At 66.6% G+C, this 21,229-nt stretch carries 24 protein-coding genes; 11 read left to right on the forward strand and 13 right to left on the reverse strand.

Annotation, left to right across the window (positions count from 1 at the left end; genetic code table 11):
- Positions 1–15: 15 nt before the first annotated feature.
- The 3 genes from AC07O3_RS08175 to AC07O3_RS08185 are packed head-to-tail and all read left to right on the forward strand — an operon-like array spanning position 16 to position 2,257.
- The gene (locus tag AC07O3_RS08175) at positions 16–1,524 is read left to right on the forward strand and encodes an efflux transporter outer membrane subunit (protein WP_495339050.1); all 1,509 of its coding nucleotides are present in this window, start codon (positions 16–18) and stop codon (positions 1,522–1,524) included.
- Complete coding sequence (locus AC07O3_RS08180) at positions 1,521–1,892, forward strand: RidA family protein (RefSeq protein WP_093056812.1); 372 nt, start codon at positions 1,521–1,523, stop codon at positions 1,890–1,892. Before AC07O3_RS08175 ends, AC07O3_RS08180 begins: the two co-directional genes overlap by 4 nt.
- A gap of 14 nt (positions 1,893–1,906) precedes the next feature.
- Entirely contained in the window at positions 1,907–2,257 is a 351-nt protein-coding gene (locus AC07O3_RS08185; RefSeq protein WP_495339051.1) for a hypothetical protein, read from the forward strand.
- Here AC07O3_RS08185 and AC07O3_RS08190 read toward each other — a convergent pair.
- The 6 genes from AC07O3_RS08190 to AC07O3_RS08215 form a co-directional block, all read right to left on the reverse strand.
- Positions 2,221–3,294, reverse strand: a complete 1,074-nt coding sequence (locus tag AC07O3_RS08190; RefSeq protein ID WP_495339052.1) for a patatin-like phospholipase domain-containing protein — start codon at positions 3,292–3,294, stop codon at positions 2,221–2,223. The genes AC07O3_RS08185 and AC07O3_RS08190 overlap by 37 nt on opposite strands.
- The gene (locus AC07O3_RS08195; protein WP_093074143.1) at positions 3,291–3,704 is read right to left on the reverse strand and encodes a type II toxin-antitoxin system VapC family toxin; all 414 of its coding nucleotides are present in this window, start codon (positions 3,702–3,704) and stop codon (positions 3,291–3,293) included. The genes AC07O3_RS08190 and AC07O3_RS08195 overlap by 4 nt, the downstream gene beginning before the upstream one ends.
- 7 nt (positions 3,705–3,711) lie before the next feature.
- The gene (locus AC07O3_RS08200) at positions 3,712–3,969 is read right to left on the reverse strand and encodes a type II toxin-antitoxin system Phd/YefM family antitoxin (RefSeq protein ID WP_093056816.1); all 258 of its coding nucleotides are present in this window, start codon (positions 3,967–3,969) and stop codon (positions 3,712–3,714) included.
- 54 nt (positions 3,970–4,023) lie between these two features.
- Positions 4,024–6,399, reverse strand: coding sequence for a Tex family protein (locus AC07O3_RS08205; RefSeq protein WP_093056817.1), 2,376 nt, complete (start codon positions 6,397–6,399; stop codon positions 4,024–4,026).
- A gap of 80 nt (positions 6,400–6,479) precedes the next feature.
- Entirely contained in the window at positions 6,480–7,454 is a 975-nt protein-coding gene (locus tag AC07O3_RS08210) for a sensor histidine kinase (RefSeq protein WP_495339053.1), read from the reverse strand.
- An 8-nt stretch (positions 7,455–7,462) separates the two neighbouring features.
- Positions 7,463–8,257, reverse strand: coding sequence for a LuxR C-terminal-related transcriptional regulator (locus AC07O3_RS08215; RefSeq protein WP_093074139.1), 795 nt, complete (start codon positions 8,255–8,257; stop codon positions 7,463–7,465).
- A 381-nt stretch (positions 8,258–8,638) separates the two neighbouring features.
- Here AC07O3_RS08215 and AC07O3_RS08220 point away from each other — a divergent pair, with 381 nt between their 5' ends.
- The 7 genes from AC07O3_RS08220 to AC07O3_RS08250 all read left to right on the forward strand — a co-directional run bounded on the left by AC07O3_RS08220 (position 8,639) and on the right by AC07O3_RS08250 (position 13,741).
- The gene (locus AC07O3_RS08220; RefSeq protein WP_093074137.1) at positions 8,639–9,328 is read left to right on the forward strand and encodes a hypothetical protein; all 690 of its coding nucleotides are present in this window, start codon (positions 8,639–8,641) and stop codon (positions 9,326–9,328) included.
- Between the two features lie 77 nt (positions 9,329–9,405).
- A complete protein-coding gene (locus AC07O3_RS08225; RefSeq protein ID WP_307614277.1) occupies positions 9,406–10,299 on the forward strand; it encodes a hypothetical protein in 894 nt (297 codons plus the stop codon).
- A gap of 16 nt (positions 10,300–10,315) precedes the next feature.
- A complete protein-coding gene (locus AC07O3_RS08230; RefSeq protein WP_093056822.1) occupies positions 10,316–10,645 on the forward strand; it encodes a hypothetical protein in 330 nt (109 codons plus the stop codon).
- Positions 10,646–10,703: 58 nt separating this feature from the next.
- Positions 10,704–11,219, forward strand: coding sequence for a hypothetical protein (locus AC07O3_RS08235; protein WP_495339054.1), 516 nt, complete (start codon positions 10,704–10,706; stop codon positions 11,217–11,219).
- A 61-nt stretch (positions 11,220–11,280) separates the two neighbouring features.
- Positions 11,281–11,643 (forward strand): GIY-YIG nuclease family protein, encoded by a 363-nt coding sequence (locus AC07O3_RS08240; protein ID WP_495339055.1) that lies wholly within the window; start codon positions 11,281–11,283, stop codon positions 11,641–11,643.
- Positions 11,644–11,747: 104 nt separating this feature from the next.
- Positions 11,748–12,317 carry a DUF2239 family protein gene (locus AC07O3_RS08245; protein ID WP_093056825.1) on the forward strand — a complete coding sequence of 190 codons (570 nt, stop codon included), beginning with the start codon at positions 11,748–11,750 and terminating at the stop codon, positions 12,315–12,317.
- Entirely contained in the window at positions 12,314–13,741 is a 1,428-nt protein-coding gene (locus AC07O3_RS08250; RefSeq protein WP_495339056.1) for an MATE family efflux transporter, read from the forward strand. Before AC07O3_RS08245 ends, AC07O3_RS08250 begins: the two co-directional genes overlap by 4 nt.
- A gap of 30 nt (positions 13,742–13,771) precedes the next feature.
- Here the strand turns inward: AC07O3_RS08250 and AC07O3_RS08255 are convergent, their stop codons facing one another.
- Complete coding sequence (locus tag AC07O3_RS08255) at positions 13,772–14,248, reverse strand: VOC family protein (protein ID WP_093056827.1); 477 nt, start codon at positions 14,246–14,248, stop codon at positions 13,772–13,774.
- Positions 14,249–14,366: 118 nt separating this feature from the next.
- Entirely contained in the window at positions 14,367–14,705 is a 339-nt protein-coding gene (locus AC07O3_RS08260; protein WP_495339057.1) for an antibiotic biosynthesis monooxygenase family protein, read from the reverse strand.
- A 99-nt stretch (positions 14,706–14,804) separates the two neighbouring features.
- On the opposite strand from AC07O3_RS08260, the gene soxR reads away from it, so the two are divergent.
- Positions 14,805–15,278 (forward strand): redox-sensitive transcriptional activator SoxR, encoded by a 474-nt coding sequence (soxR, locus tag AC07O3_RS08265; protein WP_495339058.1) that lies wholly within the window; start codon positions 14,805–14,807, stop codon positions 15,276–15,278.
- Here the strand turns inward: soxR and AC07O3_RS08270 are convergent.
- From AC07O3_RS08270 to AC07O3_RS08290, 5 genes are read right to left on the reverse strand one after another with little or no spacing between them, the layout of a single operon-like run.
- Entirely contained in the window at positions 15,275–16,096 is an 822-nt protein-coding gene (locus tag AC07O3_RS08270) for an amidohydrolase family protein (protein WP_495339059.1), read from the reverse strand. The genes soxR and AC07O3_RS08270 overlap by 4 nt on opposite strands.
- Positions 16,097–16,130: 34 nt before the next feature.
- A complete protein-coding gene (locus tag AC07O3_RS08275) occupies positions 16,131–17,132 on the reverse strand; it encodes an NAD(P)-dependent oxidoreductase (RefSeq protein ID WP_495339060.1) in 1,002 nt (333 codons plus the stop codon).
- 33 nt (positions 17,133–17,165) lie between these two features.
- Complete coding sequence (locus AC07O3_RS08280) at positions 17,166–18,215, reverse strand: LacI family DNA-binding transcriptional regulator (RefSeq protein WP_495339061.1); 1,050 nt, start codon at positions 18,213–18,215, stop codon at positions 17,166–17,168.
- Between the two features lie 45 nt (positions 18,216–18,260).
- The gene (locus tag AC07O3_RS08285; RefSeq protein WP_495339329.1) at positions 18,261–20,132 is read right to left on the reverse strand and encodes a TRAP transporter large permease; all 1,872 of its coding nucleotides are present in this window, start codon (positions 20,130–20,132) and stop codon (positions 18,261–18,263) included.
- Positions 20,133–20,147: 15 nt separating this feature from the next.
- Positions 20,148–21,182, reverse strand: a complete 1,035-nt coding sequence (locus AC07O3_RS08290; protein ID WP_093056834.1) for a TRAP transporter substrate-binding protein — start codon at positions 21,180–21,182, stop codon at positions 20,148–20,150.
- Positions 21,183–21,229 lie beyond the last annotated feature (47 nt).

Here is a 21,229-nt window from a genome sequence, read left to right on the forward strand (position 1 = left end):
CTGGAGACACAACACATGAAGAAGACAACAAGCCTTGCGGCGCCCATGGCGGCCGGCATCGCGCTGCTGCTGGGTGGCTGCGCGGTCGGGCCAGACTATGTGCGACCGCCGCTGAACCTGCCCACGCAGTACACGACCTCGTCGCCCAGCAGCAAAGAGGCCGAAGGCGTGCCATTGGCGCACCTGTCACCCGAGCTCGACGTGCCTGCACAGTGGTGGCAGGCCTTTCGCTCCGAGCCGCTGAACGCGTTGGTAACGCAGAGCCTGGCGGGCAACCCGACCATCGAGGCCGCAGATGCCGCCCTGCGCGCGGCGCAGGAGAACGAAGCCGCCGATCGCGCCGCGTTCTGGCCCAGCGTGGCGCTGGGCTACTCGCCCACTCGGCAGCGCGTGGCCAGCGCGGTCGCGAGTCCGGTTTCTTCCAACGCGAACCTGTACACGCTGCACACCGCACAGGTAACGGTGTCGTACACGCCGGACGTGTTCGGCGCCACGCGCCGGCAGGTCGAGGGCTCGCAGGCGCAGACCGAGCTGCAGCGCTTCCAGAGCTTGGCCGCGAAGCTCACGCTGAGCAGCAACGTGGTCGCCGCCGCGATCACCGAAGCCTCGCTGCGCGAGCAGCAGCAAGCCACGCTGGCCATCATCGAGGGGCAGAGAGAAGTGCTGCAGGCCTATCGCAAGCAGCAGGCGCTGGGACAGGTGGCGCTGGCCGACGTCGATGCGCAAGAAGCCTCGCTGGCCGCCACCGAGGCCACGCTGCCGCCGCTCGACAAGCAACTTGCGCAGCAGCGCAACCTGCTGGCCACGCTGGCAGGCCGCTACCCGAGCGAAGGCGTGGCGGCGCATTTCGATCTCGATGCCTTGCAACTGCCTGCGGAGTTGCCGCTGACCCTGCCATCCAGCCTGGTCGAGCACCGGCCTGACGTTCGCGCGGCCGAGGCGCAGTTGCAGGCGGCCAGCGCCGCCATCGGCGTAGCGGTCGCTGCACGACTGCCGAACGTGACGCTGGGGGTGAACTCGTATGGTTCGTCGGCCTACACGCTGTCGGAGCTGTTCAAGTCGTCATCGCTGTTCTGGACCGTGGCCGCCAGCGTGACCCAGCCCATCTTCGATGGCGGCGCTCTCAAGCACCGCGAAGCCGCCGCGCGGGCCTCGTTCGACCAGGCGGCCGCGCAGTACCGAGCGACGGTGCTCGCCGCCTTCCAGGACGTCGCTAACACGCTCGAGGCCATCGACGCCGACACACGCACGCTGCAGGCGGCCCTGAAGGCCGAGCGCACGGCCTCGCAGAGCCTGGCGCGCACGCGGGCGCAGGTGCGGCTTGGTGACGCCAGCGCGTTGTCTCTGCGCATTGCGCAGCAGGCTCAGCAGCAGGCGCTGCTCAATCTCGTGCAGGCCCGCGCGTTGCGGCTGACCGACGCGGCCGCCCTCTTCCAGGCGCTCGGCGGCGGCTGGTGGAATACTGCTGCTCCATCGGCGCAGCTAGCCGCCTCGTCTTCTTCCCATTCCCCCGCATCGCCATGAACATCATCCGCCACGAGATGGGCCCCCGCTTCAGCGAGATGGTGACCGTCGACCTGGGCGCCGCGCGCCTGCTCTACCTCTCCGGCCAGGTGGCCGAGAACCCGTCGCTCGACATCACCGGGCAGATGCGCGAGATCTTGCATCACATCGACGACATGCTCGCCACGCAGGGCGCAACGAAGAAAGACCTGGTCAGCGTGACGATCTACCTGCGCACTGTGGGCGACTACGCCGCGATGAACTCTGTGTGGGACGAATGGGTGCCTGCCGGCCACACGCCGGCGCGCGCCACGGTAGGAGCGAAGCTGATCGACTCGGAATACCGCGTCGAGATCCAGGCCACGGCGGCCGTCGGGCCAGTGCCATGAAAGGTATGCGTCGCATGGTCGCTCTGTGGGCATTGACGCTCGGTGGCTGCACCGCCTTCGATGCGCACTCGTTCGATCACTCGGCCGGCTGGCGGACCGCGCAGGTCGTCAGCGTCGGCCGCGCGGACGATCTGGCCAAAACGGCCGACCATGATTGCGGCGTCGAGGGCGGTGCCGCAGCGCCCTACGCCATCGTGCGCTACCGCAACGGCGGCGTGCACACGCGTTCGATCGGCACAGGGCACTGGCCCACGGGCGCCTCGCTCAAGGTCGGCGATGAGGTGGAAGTGAACATCCTCGACTGCGCCGCGCCGCTGGCGCTTCTCGGTCAGAGCGGCAGCGTCTCGGGCACGCCGTCGCGCTGAAGCCAGCCTTCGAACTCATCCGACAGCCGCCGTGCCTCGCGCGTGGCCCGGCCCCAGGCGGAGATGCGTGCCTGCGCGTCGTTGGCGAAGTGGATGAAGTCCTTGCGGTCGGGCAGCTTGCCGTTGGGCAGCGACCGCACCCATTCGGGGTCGGGCGCGAGCACCACCATGCGGTCGAGGAAGCCGCTGGCCTTGTGGCGCCAGCGCAGGCCCTTGTCGAGCCAGCCCGGCACCACCGCCTGCTGGAAGTGCGGGTACAGCACGATGCCCTCATCGGCCGGCTGGTAGTCGAGGTGCAGGTGGTAGTCGGTGATGCCGCCGTCCCAGTAGGCACCGCGCGGCGCGCCCGGAATGTCGTGCACCGCCGCCAGCAGGAACGGAATGGAACACGAGGCCTGCAGCACCATGTTGAAGTTGGCCTCGCTCAACGCATGCTGACGCGTGCGGAAGTCGCGCGTGCCGAAGGGCAAGGCCGCGCCGGGCGTGGAAAACACGCAGCGCTCCAGCCACGCGCCCAGGCTCTTGCGGTGCAGGCTGTTGGTGGCAAAGGCGGCCAGGTAGCCGACCGGCGTGCGCGCCCTGCCCTCGCGCCCAAGGATGTGGCGCCCGCGCGATGTCACCACGTGCAGGCGATAGCGCGGATGGCTCAGCACTTCACCGATGCGCCCGCCGTAGAAGGATTCGAGGCTTTCGGCGAAACGCTCGCTGAGCTGGCTCGGGCTGAGCCTCTTCTGCCCCGGCGGCACTTCGAACTGCTGGTGCACGTAGTCGTGCTCGAAGCGTTCGAAAGCGGCGTCAGGGTTGGCCAGGCAGGCCGTCGACAGCCGCCATGCGCCGATGGAGGCGCCCACCAGATGCACCTGCTGGCTCGACTGCGTGAGCCAGCGGCCGAAGATGAAGCGGTCGAGCGCACCGAGGATCAACCCCTTGGGGCCGCCGGCCGCGCCGGGGATGGTGCGCACGTCCTGCGGGCGCAGGCCGTGCTGTTCGATGTGCTTGCGGGCCGCGGGGCCGGCGTAGATGCGCAGGGCTTTCATGCCTGTGTGTGCTCGAAGGGGTTGAGCACCTCGACGCCAAACCCTGCGAAATCGCTCACGTTGCGGGTCACTACGGTCAGCGCATGCTGCTTTGCCGTGGCGGCAATCATCGCGTCTTCATACAGCGTGTTCGAACTGCGATGCATCAGCTTCGCCCAGAGCCTGAAGGTTTCTGCATCCATGGGGAGAACGTTGTAGGAAGCTGCAACCAATGCGGCCCATTGCTCGATCTCGCCGGCCTTGGCGGCGTCTTGCTCGCGTGTGAGTTCGATGCCGGCCTGGATCTCTCCTAGCGTCACCGCCGAGAGATGAAGATCGCTGTCCACAATGGGCGTGAGCCACGCGACGACCGCGCCGTGCGGACGAGGCCTGCGAAGTTCGGAAATGACGTTCGTGTCCAGCAGATACATACCGGCCTCAGCGCATTGGCGTGATGCGGCGCCTGCGTGCGGCACCCCGCTGCGGAACCAGGAATTCGGTGCGTGCTTCCGTCGAGAGCAGCAGGTCCTTGAGCGATGGCTTTGCCGTGGCGTGCAAGCGCCGCCATTCAGCTGCAGGAACAAGCACGGCCACCTCGGCTCCACGCTTCGTCACCATTTGCGGCCCTTCGACGAGAGAGGCCTCGAGAAACTCACTGAAACGCGCCTTGGCGTCCTGCACAGGCCAGGTTTTCATTGCAACCACCCATCAAACTAGTTATCTGACTAGTTTAACAGGTGAGGAATCCGCTTACTTGCGCAGCCCCTGCAGCTTGGCAAAAGCACTCGCCATCTGCCCCGCGGGCTGCGGCGAGTTGTCGCGCCGGCCTTGTTGTTGCTGGCCGCGCCCCGCTCCTTCGAAGCGGTTGTCGCGCGGGCCGTCGCGGCGCGCAGGCGCCGCATCGAGCTTCATCGACAGGCCGATGCGCTTGCGCGCCACGTCCACTTCCATCACCTTGACCTTGACGATGTCGCCGGTCTTGACGACTTCGCGTGCGTCGTTGACGAACTTGTGGCTCAGCTGGCTCACGTGGACCAGGCCGTCCTGGTGCACGCCGAGGTCGACGAAGGCGCCGAACTGGGCCACGTTGCTCACGGTGCCTTCGAGGATCATGCCCTCGACCAGGTCCTTGATGTCGTCCACGCCGTCGTTGAAGCGCGCCACCTTGAAGTCGGGGCGCGGGTCGCGGCCCGGCTTTTCGAGTTCGCCCAGGATGTCCTTGACCGTGATGACGCCGAACTTCTCGTTGGCGAACAGCTCGGGCTTCAGCGTCTTGAGCATGTCGGCGCGGCCCATCAGCTCGGCGATGGGCTTGCCGGTCTTCACGATGATCTGCTCGACCAGCGGATAGGTTTCGGGGTGCACACCGGTGATGTCCAGCGGGTCGGCGCCGTCGCGGATGCGCAGGAAGCCCGCGCTCTGCTCGAAGGCCTTGGGGCCGAAGCCGGTCACGTCTAGCAGCTGCTTGCGGGTGGAAAACGCGCCGTTGGCTTCGCGCCAGCGCACCACAGCCTTGGCCACGCTGGCCGACAGGCCCGAGACGCGGCTGAGCAGCGGCACGCTCGCGGTATTCAGGTCAACGCCCACCGAGTTCACGCAGTCTTCGACCACGGCCTGCAGCGTGCGCGCAAGTTCGCTCTGGTTCACGTCGTGCTGGTACTGGCCCACGCCAATGCTCTTGGGGTCGATCTTCACGAGTTCGGCCAGTGGATCTTGCAGTCGGCGTGCAATGGAGGCGGCGCCGCGCAGGCTCACGTCCACGTCGGGCATTTCCTGCGAGGCGAATTCGCTGGCCGAGTACACGGAAGCGCCGGCTTCGCTGACGACGACCTTGTCGACCTTCATTTCGGGCGCGCCGGCCTGGGCGGCCATCTTGGCGAGCAGCTTGATGAGGTCGGCGGCCAGCTTGTCGGTTTCGCGGCTGGCGGTGCCGTTGCCGATGGCGATGAGGTTCACGCCGTGCTTGGCGCACAGCTTGCCCAGCGTGTGCAGCGAGCCTTCCCAGTCCTTGCGCGGCTCGTGGGGGAACACAGTGGCGGTTTCGACCAGCTTGCCGGTGGAGTCGACCACGGCCACCTTCACGCCGGTGCGGATGCCCGGGTCCAGGCCCATCACGACGCGCGGGCCGGCGGGCGCGGCCAGCAGCAGGTCGCGCAGGTTGTCGGCGAACACCTTGATGGCGACCTTCTCGGCGTCTTCGCGCAGGCGGGTGAACAGGTCGCGCTCGGTCGACAACGCCAGCTTGACGCGCCAGGTCCAGGCCACGCATTTGCGGATCAGGTCGTCCGACGGACGAGCCGCATGGCTCCAGCCCAGGTGCAGCGCGATGCGGCCTTCGGCGATGCTGGGCTTGCCCGGTTCGGGCTCCACGGGCAGCACCAGCTTGGCATCGAGGATGTCGAGCGCGCGGCCGCGAAACACGGCCAGGGCACGGTGCGAAGGCACACGGCCGATGGGCTCGTCGTACTCGAAGTAGTCGCGGAACTTGGCGATGTCGGCGTTGTTCTCGTCCTTGCCGGCCATCAGGCTGGACTTGAGCAGACCCTCGGCCCAGAGCCATTCGCGCAGCCCCTGCACCAGTGCAGCGTCTTCGGCCCAGCGCTCGGAAAGAATGTCGCGCACACCGTCGAGAACGAGCGGTACGGTGGAGAAATCGGGGCCCGGCTTGCCGTCGTCCAGCGTGGTGGCGGGCTGCAGGAAGGCCTTGGCTTCGACGGCCGGGTCGAGCGTCGGGTCGGCCAGCAGCTTGTCGGCCAGCGGCTCGATGCCGAATTCGCGGGCAATCTGGCCCTTGGTGCGGCGCTTTTGCTTGAACGGCAGGTACAGGTCTTCGAGTTCCTGCTTGGTCGGCGCGAATTCGATCGCGGCGCGCAGTTCGGGGGTCAGCTTGCCCTGCTCGTCGATGGCCTTGAGCACCGCCACGCGGCGGTCTTCGAGTTCGCGCAGGTAGGAAAGACGCGCTTCCAGTTCACGCAGCTGGGTGTCGTCGAGGCCGTCGGTGGCTTCCTTGCGGTAGCGGGCGATGAATGGAACCGTGGCGCCTCCGTCGAGCAGTTCGACGGCGGCCTTCACCTGGTTCTCGCCGACCTTGATTTCGGCGGCGAGCTGGCGAATGATTTTCTGCATGTCTTGAGCGCGTCCCTGGCAAAGCGCGGGAGTTTGCCATAGGCGCGGATGGCGTCCGTCCGGGCGGCCCGGCGGGCGTGTTACAGCATGCTTTCCGCTTCGGCCCGGGTGCCGGCTGGCGCCTGCGCCTGGCTTGGAACCACCAGCAGCACGCTCAGCCCGCGCGGCGCGGCATTTTCGATCGTCAGCTCGCCGCCGATGGCGTCGGCCCGGGAGCGCATGCTGCGCAGGCCCTTGCCCGTATCGGTGGAAGACGCGCTTCGCGAACCCAGCCCGCGGCCGTCGTCGCGCACCTCCAGCATCAGCAATCCCCGGTCGCGAAGGCCGAAGCGCAGTTCGACACGGGTCGCCTGCGCATGCCGCAGCGCGTTGGACATGGCTTCCTGCGCCACCCGGCAGATCTGCATCGCGGTTTCCGGCGGCACCCAGCGGGTGTGGGCCTCACTGGCGATGTGCCATTCGAGCCCGATGCCGAGCCGGTCGAACGCGGGCTGCAGCCGGTAACGCACGTGGGCCAGTCGCTCGACGACGGTGGCGGAAGTCTGGTCGTCGAGGTCGTCCACCGTCATCTGGAGTTCGAGCAGGCAGTCCTGCAGGGCCATCGACAGGCTGCCGGGCCCGGCGGACCGGGGGTCCTGGCTGGCCAGCAGCGCCACCAGCCGGGAGCCCACGCCGTCATGCAGATCGTTGGCGATGCGCCGTCTTTCGGCGACCACCGCCTGCGACGGCCGATGGTCTGCGGCACGGCGCCGGAAGGCAAGAAAACAGACGCTCGCGATGAGCGCGGCAAGCACGGCCACGTTCAGCGCCTGCAGCGCCCAGAAGGCGAACGGCATGCCATCCGCCGTCACGCCGATGGCCGAAGTGGCCCGAATGACCTGCGCGGTCACGGGCGTCAGGTGCAGCGCACCCGCCAGGCCGGCCCACATCAGGAGCCGCCGGCGCGAGACGCGCGTGCGCAGCCACGTCAACAGCACGCACCACGAGCCGATCGACAGCCACACGAACTGGTCTTCCAGGAAGTGCGGTAAAGAAAGGGCCTGCGGCGCCAGCATGGCATGGGCTACAGAAGCCCCCGGTGGGAGGCAAAGCTCACGGCCTGCGCGCGGGTGTGGGCGTGCAGCTTGCGGTAGATGTTCTTGACGTGCGCGTTAACCGTCTGGGCGCTGATGGTGAGCTGCAGCGCGATTTCCTCGGTAACGTAGCCTGTCGCTACAAGTCGTAACACTTCGCGCTCCCGCGCGGATAACGTCGCCTTGGTGTCCGGCGGACGCACCGGATTGACGTTGGAGCGCTTGTGATCGAGGTGCACGAGCAGCCGGCGCGCCAGCCGCGGGGTGATGGCGGCCCCACCGTTCACCACCTGCAGCACGGCCTGGGCATAGCTCTGGAACCAGGCGTTCTTGACCAAGTAGCCGGAAGCGCCGAGTTCGAAGGCATGCAGCACCTGGGGTTCGTCCTCGAGCGCCGAGATGACGATGATTTCCGCCGCGCTGCGATGCCGCTTGGCCTCTTCGATGAGCTCGAATCCGCTGCCGTCGCCCAGGCGGATGTCGACCATGAGCACGTCGAACTCATGCTGCAGCAGCAATCGTCGGCCTTCGCGCAGCGTGCCGGCTTGCCCTTCGAGCTGAATGCGCAGGTCGCCCAGCAATTCCTGGGCGATGACGCGACGCACGAAGGGGTCGTCGTCCACCAGCAGGACGCGCACGGGTTTGGTCTGTTGCCCGGTCAGGAAATCAGGCCACGGGAGAGTGTCGGCGGACGGCGAGAGAAGCCCGCCGAACTGGCCGGGATTGGCGTATTGCTTACCCCCGCTGCCCACATCTGTCAATGAAATGTCGAGATCGCTTTCCATTCCAGCCCCTTTGTGACACATAGCACATCTTGTTCGTGACCAAAAGTTAATTCATTTCTACTCAAATTTTTGGTTTCAGTTTTTTTGATTACTTTGGTTGCATTTTGTTTCCATTAGTCAACAATGTCCATCGAAAGTTGTAGTTTTTCTCTCGGACATTGCATCGGGGGGCCCTCCACCCGCGGCCCCCGAAACGGTGCAAAACACACCTTTCGCCATAGCCTTGCTCTACCCAGCACTGGGCATTTTTCGCTGGTTCCTCGACGCAGAAACTGCACCTCGGTCGTGACGGAAGCATTTCAAGCAGTGCCACTGACCGCTAGCTGATGGCCGGATCGATCCGGCAATCGGGTTCGTTTCAACAACTTTCGAGGAAGCATCATGAAGAAGACACTCATCGCGATCGCAGTGGTTCTGGTTGGAAGCGTTGCCTCGGCAACCAGCACCACGGCCCTCGCCGCCACCAGTACGACGACCGGCTCTTCCAGTTCCGCCGGATCCGTTGCAGCCAGCTCGGGCACGGGCAGTGCACTGAGCTACAACGCGGCCAATTCCAGCTCGTCGGCCAGCGCCAACGCTGCCGGCGGCGCAGTCAGCTTTCCGGGTCTGCGCATCGGTGGCGCAACGGCAGGCGGCTCGGCGACCACGCAAGGCCGCGTGACCAGCGTGGCTGCAACGACAGGCAATGGCGCCGCAGCGGGCGCTGCCAATGCCTCGGCCAATGCAGGCGCGACCGCCAATGCCAACTACAGCGCGGGCGGCCCCAACTCCGTGAGCGGCAGCGCAGGCGGAACCGCTGGCTCCACGACCAACAACACGGCCGCAACGGCCGCGGGTCCTGGCGGCGGTCTGGCCGTGGTAACGCGCACCTCCGGCACGACGTCGAGCTTCAATGCCTCGTCGGGCGCCGTCAACGGCTTCGTCAACGGCACGACCACCTCGGCGACGGCGGGCTCGACCGGCGGCTCCTTCGGCGTGACCAACCTCAGCTTCGGCAATGCCGCCGGCTTCAGCAATGGTGGCGGTACCGGCGGCCTGGCTGGCTCCGGCGCAACTGCATCGGCTCCCTGAGCCGTTCTCGCACCGGTTGTTGCACTCAGAAATGGGGAGGGGCTAGCCCCTCCCCGGCTTCCAAAGGAGTTGAGAACATGAAAAAACTTATTGTCCTGACCTTGCTGGGCTTGTCCGCGGGCGCCATGGCGCAGACCACGGCGGGCGGTGCCAACAACCAGTCATCGAGCTCAGCCACCACCTCGGCCCAGGGCAACACCCAGGCCGTGAACTTCAACACCAACACCCCTGCAGACACCCGGGCGACGCTGAACCAGAACGTCAACAACACGGGCGCCACGACGAGCACCGTCGACTACCGGGGCAGCTACACGATCAAGAACGTGCCGTCGGTCAACGGCCCCAACCTGACGACGAGCAACGACACCTGCATGGGCAGCACGAGCGCAAGCGCGAACGGACCGGGCGTCGGACTCAGCTTCGGCACCACCTGGACGGACGAGCACTGCAAGCGCCTGAAGATGAGCCGCGAACTCTGGAACAAGGGCATGAAGGCAGCCTCGCTCGCCATGGACTGCATGGACCCCGCGGCCCTGGCGGCGCTGGAGATGACGGGCACGAAATGCCCGCAGTCGATGACAGCGGACGAGCGCGTGACCGCCTACGGTCCGCAGGCGTCGGCCAGCGGCGCGCTCCCGGCACCGGCGCGCCCGGTGGCAGCAGCCGCGCCGGTGGCACCCGTCGCAGCGGCACCAGTGGCACCGCAACCCGTGGCGGCCGTTGCCCCTGTCGCGCCGGCTGCACCGCCCGCTCCCGCCTCGGCCCCACTACCGCTGCCACCAGCGCCCATCGCCGAAGTCACGCCCCCCGCGCAGCCGGTGGCCACGGCCCAGGACGAGCCTCCGGCGGCGGTGTCGATGCCCGTTGCCAGCGCTACGGTGACGGCAATGGATCCGGGCGAAGTGGCCGCCATTCGCGCGGCACGGCCGGCCGGCGACGTTGCGTCCGCATCGATGGCAGTCCGGCAATGACCGCGTGGAGCCTGACATGACCAGGACCGTAATCCTCTGGCTGGCGGCCTGCTGCACGGCGACAGTCGCGGCTGCAGCGGCCGCGCCCTCGCCGCCGGTGCTGCGCATCGAGCGGATGAACATGGGCAGCGGCTTGCAGAACGCACGGGGCACCGAGAACGCCGAGCCGGTCGGCACCCTGGGCGTGTGGCACGTGCCGCAATACCTGCCGGGCTTTCCGACAGCCGCGACGATCTGGCCGCGCGTGATCATCCTGCAGTGCGCGAGCGACCTGTGCTCCGGCTACGAGATCACTCCCGAAATGGGACGCGGCGAATACCTCTTCTTCGTACCGGAGAAGAAATAAACAGCGCAGGCCCGCGCGGCCGGGCGGCCGCGGGCTTGCGCTGCCTTACCCTTCGCGGATGACATTCCTCGCGCGCGTCCTGCGCGTCTTGCGTGCCCTGCTCCGCGCCGTTGGCACCGCGCTCATCGTTCCCCTGCTGCTCTTCGAGGAGTGGGGCTGGGAGCCACTGGCTGCGCTGGCGGCACGGCTGTCCCGCCTTCCCTTCTGGGCCGCGCTTGAAGACCGGCTGCGCCGGCTGCCGCCCTGGGGCGCGGTGCTGGCCTTCTTCGTGCCCGTATTGCTGCTGCTTCCGGTGAAGGTGCTGGCTCTCTTTCTCTTCAGCCGCGGCCATGCAGCCACGGGCCTCACCGTGCTCGTGCTGGCCAAGCTGGCGGGCACGGCCGTCGTCGCGCGGATCTTCCAGCTGGTCGAAGGGCCGCTGATGCGCATTCCGTGGTTCGCCCGCTGGTATCCCAGGTGGAAGGCCTGGAAGGACCATGTGCTCACCATCGTTCGCCAGAGCCGCCCGTGGCGCCTGGTGCGGGCGCTGAACCGGCGCATTTCGCGGGGCTGGCGGCGGTTCAGGGAAGGTTGAGTTGGTTCATTTTTACCCGGGTATATTGTCATTCCAATTTAACCCGGGTAATATTTGATACATGAACCTCTCTGAAGAAACCCGGCGCGCCCTCACCCGCCAGTACAAGGAAACCCCGCGCCCGGCCGGCGTCTTCGTCATCCGAAACAAGCTGAGCGGCCGCGTCTACGTGGCCGGCAGCCTCGACGTCGAAGGCGCGATGAACCGCGCGCGCTTCGAGCTGAACATGCCCGCTCACCGCAACAAGGCGCTCCAGCAAGACTGGAACGTGCACGGCGCCGGCAATTTCATCTTCGAAGTGATCGACCGGATCAAGGAACGCGAAGACCCCGATTTCGATCGCAAGGCCGAACTCGACAGGCTCCTGCCGCTCTGGCAGGAAGAGCTTCAATGCTTCGGCCCGAACGGCTACAACACGGCATGAGCGCCCACGCAACGTACGGCGGCGAGATGCCGCACGCCGGAGCGCATCAGCGAGTAGATTACGCACCTCGTTTCGCTTGGCACCCCCAGGAACAAAACACCCGAATGTCATCTGACACCCCACCCACCACTCTGACCGTGTTCTTCGGCTTCCAGCGCATCGCACAGGGCAGCAAGGCCGAAGTGCTCGACCAGCTGCGCCGCCGCGACGACCCCGGGCCGTACCTTGTTTTCGACGACCAGACCGGCACGCAACTCGACCTCGACCTGCGTGAGCTGTTGCCCGAGTTGCGCGATCACGAAGCCGAGCACCGCGACGATGCCCCGCGCGGCGTTGGCCGGCCCAAGCTCGGCGTGGTCGCACGCGAAGTCACGCTGCTGCCGCGCCACTGGGACTGGCTCGGACGCCAGCCCGGCGGCGCCTCGGTCGCGCTGCGCAAGCTGGTCGACGACGCCCGCCGCGTGAACGCCGAGCGCGACACCGTGCGTGCCGCACACGAGGCCACCTACCGCTTCATGACCGCCATCGCGGGCAACCTGCCCGGCTTCGAGGAAGCCACCCGCGCACTGTTCGCCGGCGAGGAGCAACGCTTCGGCAACCTGATCGAGCCCTGGCCCGCCGACGTGCGTGCCCATTTGCAGAAACTGTCGGCCGCAGGCTGGCCTCCCCAATGAGAACAACACCCGAGACAACCGGCGTCGGCAGCAGCGCCGACCCCAGCGGCCTGCAAGGCGTGCCCGTGGCGCCAGTCAATGCGCCGCGTCCGCTGTGGAAGGTCTTTCTTTTCTTCCTCGCGCCGATGTTGCTCAGCAACATCCTTCAATCGCTCTCGGGCACGCTCAACAACGTGTACGTGGGGCAGATGCTTGGCGTGGGCGCGCTGGCCGCCGTGTCGAGCTTCTTTCCGGTGATGTTCTTCTTCATCGCCTTCATCATCGGCCTGGGCGCCGGCGCTTCGGTGTTGATCGGCCAAGCCTGGGGCGCGCGCGACGTTGCCAAGGCCAAGGCCGTGGCCGGCACCACGCTTACCGTCGGCGTGCTGATGGGCCTGGTGATCGCGGTGTTCGGCGGCGCGTTCACCACGCCGATGCTGGCCGCGCTGGGCACGCCGCCCGACGTGCTGGCCGACTCCACGCGCTACGCCCGCATCATGCTGATCGCGATGCCTGGCGTCTTCGTGTTCCTGCTGGCCACCGCAATGCTGCGCGGCGTAGGCGACACCGTCACGCCGCTTCTCACGTTGGTGATCTCGACGCTCATCGGGCTGGTGGTTACCCCCGCGCTCATTCGCGGCTGGGGCGGTCTTCCGCAGCTCGGCGTGGCGAGCGGCGCGTGGGCGTCGGTGCTGTCCTTCATCGTGGCGACCACGTGGCTCGGCTTCCGGCTGCGCCAGAAAAAGAGCCCGCTCGCGCCTGACGCGGCATTCATGCGCAACTTGCGCATACAGCCGCAATTGCTGAAGGCCGTACTGCGCATCGGCGTGCCCACGGGCGTGCAGATGATCGTCGTGGCGCTGGCCGAGGTGGTGCTGCTTTCTATGGTCAACGGCTACGGCTCGAATGCCACGGCCGCCTACGGCGCGGTGAACCAGGTGGTGGCGTACGTGCAGTTCCCGGCAATCTCCATTGCCATCACCGCGTCGATCCTCGGCGCGCAGGCCATCGGTGCGGGCCGCGCCAACCGGCTCGGCGCGATCGCGAAGACGGCGCTGCTGATGAACCTGGTGCTGACCGGCGGGCTCGTGCTGCTGGGCTACCTGTTCTCGCGGCCGCTGATGGGCTTTTTCATTACCAGCGCGCCGGTGATCGAAATCGCCCAGACGCTGCTGCACATCATGCTGTGGAGCCTCGTGATCTTCGGCATGGCCGCTGCGCTGTCGGGGATCATGCGCGCCAGCGGCTCGGTGCTGGTGCCCACGCTGATTTCCATCGTCTGCATCCTCGGCGTGGAAGTGCCGGTGGCCTGGGTCATGAGCCACCGCATCGGGCTCGACGGGATCTGGATCGCCTACCCCGTGACCTTCGGCGCGATGCTGCTGCTGCAGACCGCGTACTACCAGTTGGTGTGGCGCAAGAAGGCAATCCACCGGCTGGTGTAGCCGCTACACCTTGGCCGGGGCGACGACGGATCACTCCCCGTCGAAGGCTTTCTGCGCCGCGGCGAGATCGAGCTTGACCATCTTCATCATCGCCTCCATCGCGCGGGCGGCCTTGGCCGGGTCCTTGTCCTGGAACATGCGGATCATGGCCGTGGGCGCAATTTGCCACGACACGCCGTAACGGTCGGTGAGCCAGCCGCACTGCACCGGCTCGCCGCCGCCTTCGAGCAGTTTGTCCCAGTAGTTGTCGACCTCGGCCTGCGTCTCGCACTTCACGAACATCGAGATGGCCGGGTTGAACTTGTACTGAGGCCCGCCGTTGAGCACCATGAACTCCTGCCCTTCGAGCTCGAAGGTCGCGGTGAGCAGCGAGCCCTTCTTGGCTGGGTTGACGTCGCCCCAGAGTAGCTTGTCGGTCACGCGCGAGTTCGGAAAGATGGAGGTGTAGAACTTCAGCGCGTCTTCGCCGTTGCCGTCGAACCAGAGGCAGGGAACGATCTTCTGCATGGGATCTCCTTTGCTTGAATGATGAACCTTGAGGTTCAGTATCAAAGCGACGGGAGGCTCTTGTCAACCCGTGCAACGCCTGTCAGTGAGAAGTTGACAGGCTCGTCCTTCCCGGCCATCAGGCGATGCGGTAGAAGCCCTGGTCGCTGCGCACGCCCGCATTCTTCGTGAACGCGACCGGATCGAAGCCTTCCTCGGCGAACTTCTTCTTCACGAACTCGGCGGCCGAGGCCACAGCCTGCTCGCTCGCCCACTCGACGAGCGTCACCACGTTGAATTCGCCGCTGCCGCCGGTCTGGTCCAGCACGTAGGTGCGCTGGCAGCCCGGCCAGGTGCGCAGCGTCTGCTGGATGCGGTGCATCTGGGCGATGAACTCGGGGCGAGCTTCGGCGGGCACGACAAACTTGTCGATGCGGAAGACGGGACCGGATTGGAGGGCGATGGCATCGTTCGACATGAAGCGGGTTCCTTGATGAGAAAAATGCGCACAGGACCTGCGCGCTGAAAGTTATTCTCAAACCTCAAGCAAAGTTGAGGTCAAGAGGTTTTTCTCCACATGAACGACGCACTGCAAAAGGCCGGCATCTCACCCACGCTCACCGTCGGCGAAGTCGCGCGCCGCAGCGGCGTCACGGTGTCCACCCTGCATTTCTACGAAGCACAGGGCCTGATCGACAGCACCCGCACTGCAGGCAACCAGCGGCGCTATCCGCGCACGGTGCTGCGGCGCGTGGCCTTCGTGCGGGTAGCGCAAAGGGTAGGCATTTCGCTTGCCGACATCGGCACGGCGCTGGCTACCCTCCCCGCGTCCGCTGCGCCCAGCCGCGAAGACTGGGCCCGTCTGTCGGCCTCGTGGCGCACCGAGCTGGACGAGCGCATGGCGCAGCTGCAGAAGCTGCGCGACACGCTCGACGACTGCATCGGCTGCGGCTGCCTGTCGATCGACCGGTGCAAGCTGCGCAATCCGCTGGACCGGCTGGGCGCCGAGGGCCAGGGGCCGCAACGCCTGCTGGTGAGGCGCGGCGCCTAGAAGCCGTAGAGCGCCGCCGGGTTGTCCACGAGGATGCGCCGCCGCGTGTCATCGCTGGTCGCCCAGGAAAACAGCAGGTCGTACAGCGGCGCGCTTTCGGGCCTGGGGTTGCGCCCCGGGTGCGGCCAGTTGCTGGCCCAGAGGCAGCGCTCGGGAAACTTTTCGGCCAGCGTGCGGGCCAGCAGGCTCACGTCGTCATAGCCGGGTGCGCCGGTCTTCGAGGTTTCGTAGGGCGCCGAAAGCTTGATCCACACGCGCCCCGAATCGAGCACGCGCAGCAGCGACTGGAACGACGGGTGGTCCGGCGCCACCGGCTCCAGGAACTTGCCGTTGTGGTCCAGCACCAGCCGGCACGGCAGGCGCTTGAGCACCGCCTCGTGCTCGGGCATCGTGCGGCCGTCGAGCTGCAGGTTGACCATCCAGTCGGCATTGGCCAGCCGCGCGGCCATCGGTTCGAGCGATGCCCAGCTCAGCACGCCGCCGATCATCATGTAGCGCACGCCGCGCATGCCGCCGGCGTGCAGGCGCGCGATCTCGGCATCGGCCACGTCGGGCACTACCAGCGCAATGCCGCGCGCTGCATTGCCGAACTGGGCCAGCGCATCGAGCGTGCAGCTGTTGTCGAAGCCATAGCCCGTGGGCTGCACGACCACGGCGCGGTCGATGCCCAGCGGCTGCTGCACCTGCTCGCGGTAAGCCGACACCGGCGAATGCGGCGGCACCCATGCGACGTTCGGAATCAACGGGAAGCGGTCTTCGTAAATGTGGACGTGGCAGTCGCAGGCGCCGGCATAGCGCGCATTCCGGGTCGGTTCCATGGGGCTCTCTTTGCGGGATGTGTGAGTCGGACGTTCAGGCGCGCGCGCCAAAGGCCTGCTCCCAGCGATAGGCCTCGGCCGCGTTCACCGCGCCCTTCGGTGCCCTGCCCTGGAAGATTTCGGCCAGCTGCGACACGGTCTCCATCGCCTGATGCTCGACAGCCGCCGGCGTGAGTCCGCCGATGTGCGGCGTGGCGATCACGCGCGGATGCGCTGCCACGCGCGGCGACGGCATCTGGTCAGGCGCGCGGCCCACGTCCACAGCGCACCCTGCGATCGTGCCGGCATCGAGCGCGGCGAGCAGCGCGTCTTCATCCACCAGATTGCCGCGCGAGGCATTGATGAAGTAGGCATGCGGCTGCATCGCGGCGAAGGTGGTGGCATTCATCATGTCTTCGGTCGCCTCGGTGGCCGCCGCGAGGCAGACAACGAAGTCCGACTGGGCCAGCAGCGCGTCGAGCTCCACCTGCGCGAACTCGAGCCGGCCTGTCGCGGTGTACGGATCGTGCACAACGATGCGCATGCCGAGCGCCAGCGCCACGTCGCACAGGTAACGGCTGATCTGCCCATAGCCGATGACGCCCAGCGTGCTCCCGCGCAACTCGCGCCCCATCGCCGGCACCACGGGCCGGCCCGCGTGGTAGCCCTCGGCCGAGGCGCTGATGTGCCGACCCAGGTCGATCATCACGCCCACAATCCACTCCGACACCGAGGGAATGAACCCCGCGCTCGCCTGCGTCACCAGCACGCCATGCCGGCTGGCGGACGCCACGTCGATGTTGCGAATGTCGATGGCGCAGCGCACGAAGGCCGTGAGCTGCGGCAACGCGGCGAACAGCGCCTCGTCGCCCACCGTCTGGCGGTAGGAAATGATGGCGTCGCAGTCCCGTGCCAGTTCGGCCAGTTCGCGCGACGAGAGATCGGTGTCCGTAGGGTTGAAGCGCACCTGCGCAATGGCCCGCAAGGCGGCCGTGGCGCGGTCGCCGAAGTAGTGGGCGAGCTTGCTTTGCGGATGGCTGACGAAAACCGTGGTCATGAAAAAAGACTTCTGCTCAGGGGAAGAAAAAGACTAGCCGCGCGGCGGCGCTACCGATTCGCGCGCCACCAGCGTGGGCGCAAAAACGAACTCCTGCGTCGAGATCGACGGATCCGACAGCCGGCTCATCACCCGCTCGACCATCACCTGCGCCATCTCGGGCACCGGCACGCGCACCGAGGTCATCGCGGGGTGCATCAGCGTCGAGAGAAACACGTTGTCGATGCCGATGACCGATACGTCCTGCGGCACCTCCAAGCCCGCATCGCGAAAGCCCGCCATCAGGCCGAAGGCCAGCAGATCGTTCACGCCGATCACGCCGGTCGGGCGATTCTTCGACTTCGCGATGAGTCCGGCCTGCATGCGGCCGAGCTCGCTCATCATCGAATCGCCGTATTCGTCGACCGGCATGCCTTCGATGACCTGCGCGCTGCCATCGAGGCCCGCGCTCTTCGCGGCCGCCAGGAAGCCGTTGATCTTCTCGCTGCGGCTCATGGTGCGGCCCGACGGGGTGACGAAAGCCAGCCGGCGATGCCCCTGATCGATCAGGTGCTGCGTGGCGATGCGCGACGACTCGAAGCTGTCGACCGTCACGTGGTCGATCACCGAGGCCCCACCCGATGCGGCGGGCGTGGCGCGCCGGTCGTAGCTCACCACCACCAGCCCACGCTCGGCGGCGGCCTCCACGTGCTGCTCGTCGACCAGCGACGAGATGATGATCACGCCGCGCACGCCATGCGCCATCAGGTCCTCGAAGAAATGCGCTTCCTTGGCGACGTCGCGGTAGGTGTTGCCGATCATGATGCGAAAGCCGTAGCGCTCCTGCGCCAGCGTTTCCACCTCGCGGGCAATGAAGCCGTACATCGGGTTGGCCATCGACGGCACCAGCAGGCCGATCAGCGGCGTGTACCCCGTCTTGAGCTGCCGCGCCGAGGTGTTGGGCCGGTACTTGAGCTCGCGGATGGCGGTTTCGACGCGCGCCAGCGTCTCCTTGGCCATGCGGTCGCTGCGCCCGTTCAACACGTTCGACACGGTGCTGGTCGACACCCCCGCCCGCTGGGCGACATCGCTGATTCTGCTCACGGCATCCTTCCTGTTGTCTCTGGTCTTTGTCTTGTTGCGGTCCGCTCACATCCCCATGCGCAGCGGCAGCCACGTGGAGAAGGCCGGCACCAACACCAGCACCACGAGGGTAACGAACAAGACGGCCAGGTATTTCATCATCGGCCGCGCCACGTCCTTCACCTGCGTGCCGGTGATCGCGCAGGTGGCGAACAGGCCCAGCCCGACCGGCGGCGCGAACAGCCCGAAGCCCATGGCAATGACCATCACCGTGCCGAAGTGCAGCGGGTTCACGCCCAGCTGCGAGGCAATGGGCGTGAGCAGCGGCCCGAAGATGATGAGTGCCGGCGCGCCTTCGAGGATGGCGCCGAACACGATCATGATGAGCACCGACAGCATCACGAACATCGTGCTGCCGTACGAGTGCGCAAAGCCGATCATGAATTCCGACAGGTACTGCGGAATCTGCTGGATCGTGAGCGCGAACGACAGGCTCGACGCCGCCGCCACAATGAACAGGATGCCGCCCGCCATCGACGCCGAGCGCACGAACAGCCGCGCCACCGACTTCACCGTGAGCTCGCGAAAAGCCAGCCACCCCACCACCAGCGCATAGACCACAGCGAACGAGGACACCTCGGTCGAGGTGGCAATGCCCGAGGTCACGCCCTTGCCGATCATCGCCACCATGACCAGCGCCACCAGCGCGCCGCCCAGCAGGCGGAACATGGGCGTGCGCACGTCGAAGGCCTCGTCGGGGTTGATCTTCGTGCCCACGTAGATGGTCACCGCCGCCAGCGACACCGCCAGCACCACGGCCGGAATCAGCCCCGCCATGAACAGCCCGGCAATCGAGATGTTGGCCACGAAGCCCATGATGATCATGTTGATGCACGGCGGAATGGTCTCGGCCATCACCGCTGTGCACGCCAGCAGGCCGGCGGTTTCGTTCGGGTCCTGCTTCGTCCTGCGTACGGCCGGCATGATGATGCCGCCCACCGCCGCGATGTCGGCCAGCTTGGAGCCCGATACGCCCGAGAAGAACGCAGTGGCCGTGATGGTGATGAGCCCCAGCCCGCCGCGCAGCCTCCCGAACATGCGCAGCAGCAGCTCGATGAGCCGCGACGACATGCCGTTGGCCTCCATCAGCAGGCCCGCCAACACGAAGAACGGAATGGCCAGCAGCACATAGTGGTCGGTGCCCGCCATCACCTGCTGCGAATACACCAGCATGGGCAGCGACGGATCGGCCATGAAGAACACCAGCGACGACAGCGCGAGCACGAAGGCAATCGGCATGCCCAGCGCCATGCCGCCGAGAAAGCCCGCCACGAGCAGCGCCCAGGGCGGAATGGCGTGCTCGCTCATCAACGTGTTCCAGCCCACCACCGCCGCCGTCAGCGCCAGCCCCACGCCCAGCGTGGACCACACCATCCGCGAAGGCCCGTTCACCGCATTGGCCAGCCCGAACAGCGTCATGAAAAGGCTGCCGACGGCCACCGGGTACACGTAGATCCACTGCGGCAGGCCGATGGAGGTCGTCATGTTGTACGAATCGAGCAGCAGCTCGCACGACGAGGCGAAGAGGCTCGCCGACACGCCCACGATGATCCAGCTGCCGAACTGGATCAGTGCCGGCTGCCAGCGCGCCGGCAGCATGCCGCGAAACAGGTCCACGCCCACGTGCTGGCTGCGCGCCAGCACCGTGGCCGCGCCGAAGAACACCTGGATCACCATCAGCGCGCGCGCCACCTCCTCCGCCCAGTCGAAGGGGTCGTGCAGGAAGTAGCGGAAGACGACCGAGACGAAGACGACCACCACGTCGATGGCCAGCACCGCGCCGGCCACGTACTCGGTCATGCGCATCAGCCAGGCGAGCCAGCGGCCTGCGGCGTGGCTGGCATCGAAGCCAAGCGCGGGTTGCAACGGAAGCGACATGCTCGACATGACGCTTCAGGCCCGGGCGCCGTTGATGGCGGCAAACAGCGGCCCCGTCTCCGGGTACTGCTTGGCGAAGCCGGCCCAGAGCTTCGTTTCCATTTCCTTGCGGACCTGGTCGCGCTCGTTCTTTGCCATAGGCGTGAAGGTGATGCCGAGCTTCTTCAGCTCTTCCATCACCTGCTGCGTGCGCTCGTTGCCGATCTGGCGCTGCTGCAGCGTGGAGTCGGCCGCGGCCTTCAGGAAGGCCGGGCGCAGCGTCGCGGGTACGCGGTCCATCGCGCGCTTGCCGGCCACGCAGACCATCGGGCTGAACAGGTGCTCGGTCATCCAGCAGTGCTTGACCACCTCGTTGAGCTTGTTTGCCAGCACCGTGCCCGCGTCGTGCTCGAAGCCGTCGACCACGCCGGTCTGCGCCGCCATGTAGAGCTCGCCGAAGGAAATGGGCGTGGGGATCGCGCCCATGATCTTGAAGGTCTCGATGAAGGCCGGCGTGGGCAGCACCCGCAGCTTCACGTTCTTGATGTCGGCCAGCCCCTTCACCGGCTGCTTGGTGTAGACGTTGCGCGCGCCGTAGTGCGCACCCCAGGTGATGATCTGGCAGCCCGTGCTCTTGACCAGCATGTCGTTGAGCTTCGGCCCCACGCCCGCCTCCACGGCGCGCGCCACGTGCTCGTAGCTGTCGAACAGGTAGCCCAGGTCGAGCATGCCCAGCTGCGGCGTTACCGTGGCCCATATCGAAGAGCCCGTGAGCATCATGTCGATGGAGCCCACCTTCACCTGCTGCACCACGTCGCTTTCCTTGCCCAGCTGGTTGTTCGGAAAGTAGTCGATGCGGATCTGCTCGCCCACCGCCTTCTTCAGGTTGGCCTGCATCAGCTGCACCCACGCGAAGTGCGACGAATTGAGGTCAGCCACGTGGGACGACGACAGCCGCAGCGCCACGGTTTTTTCCTGTGCGAAGGCGTGCTGCGAGAAACCCGCCGTCGCCGCGGCAAGCGACAAGGCGGACGATGACTGGACGAACCGGCGGCGTGAAAGCGAGGTCATTTTCTTGTCTCCTGGAGGGTTGTCGGGTCGTGCGCCCGTTTTGGTGG

The sequence above is a fragment of the Variovorax sp. GW821-FHT09D05 genome (genome assembly GCF_059416325.1).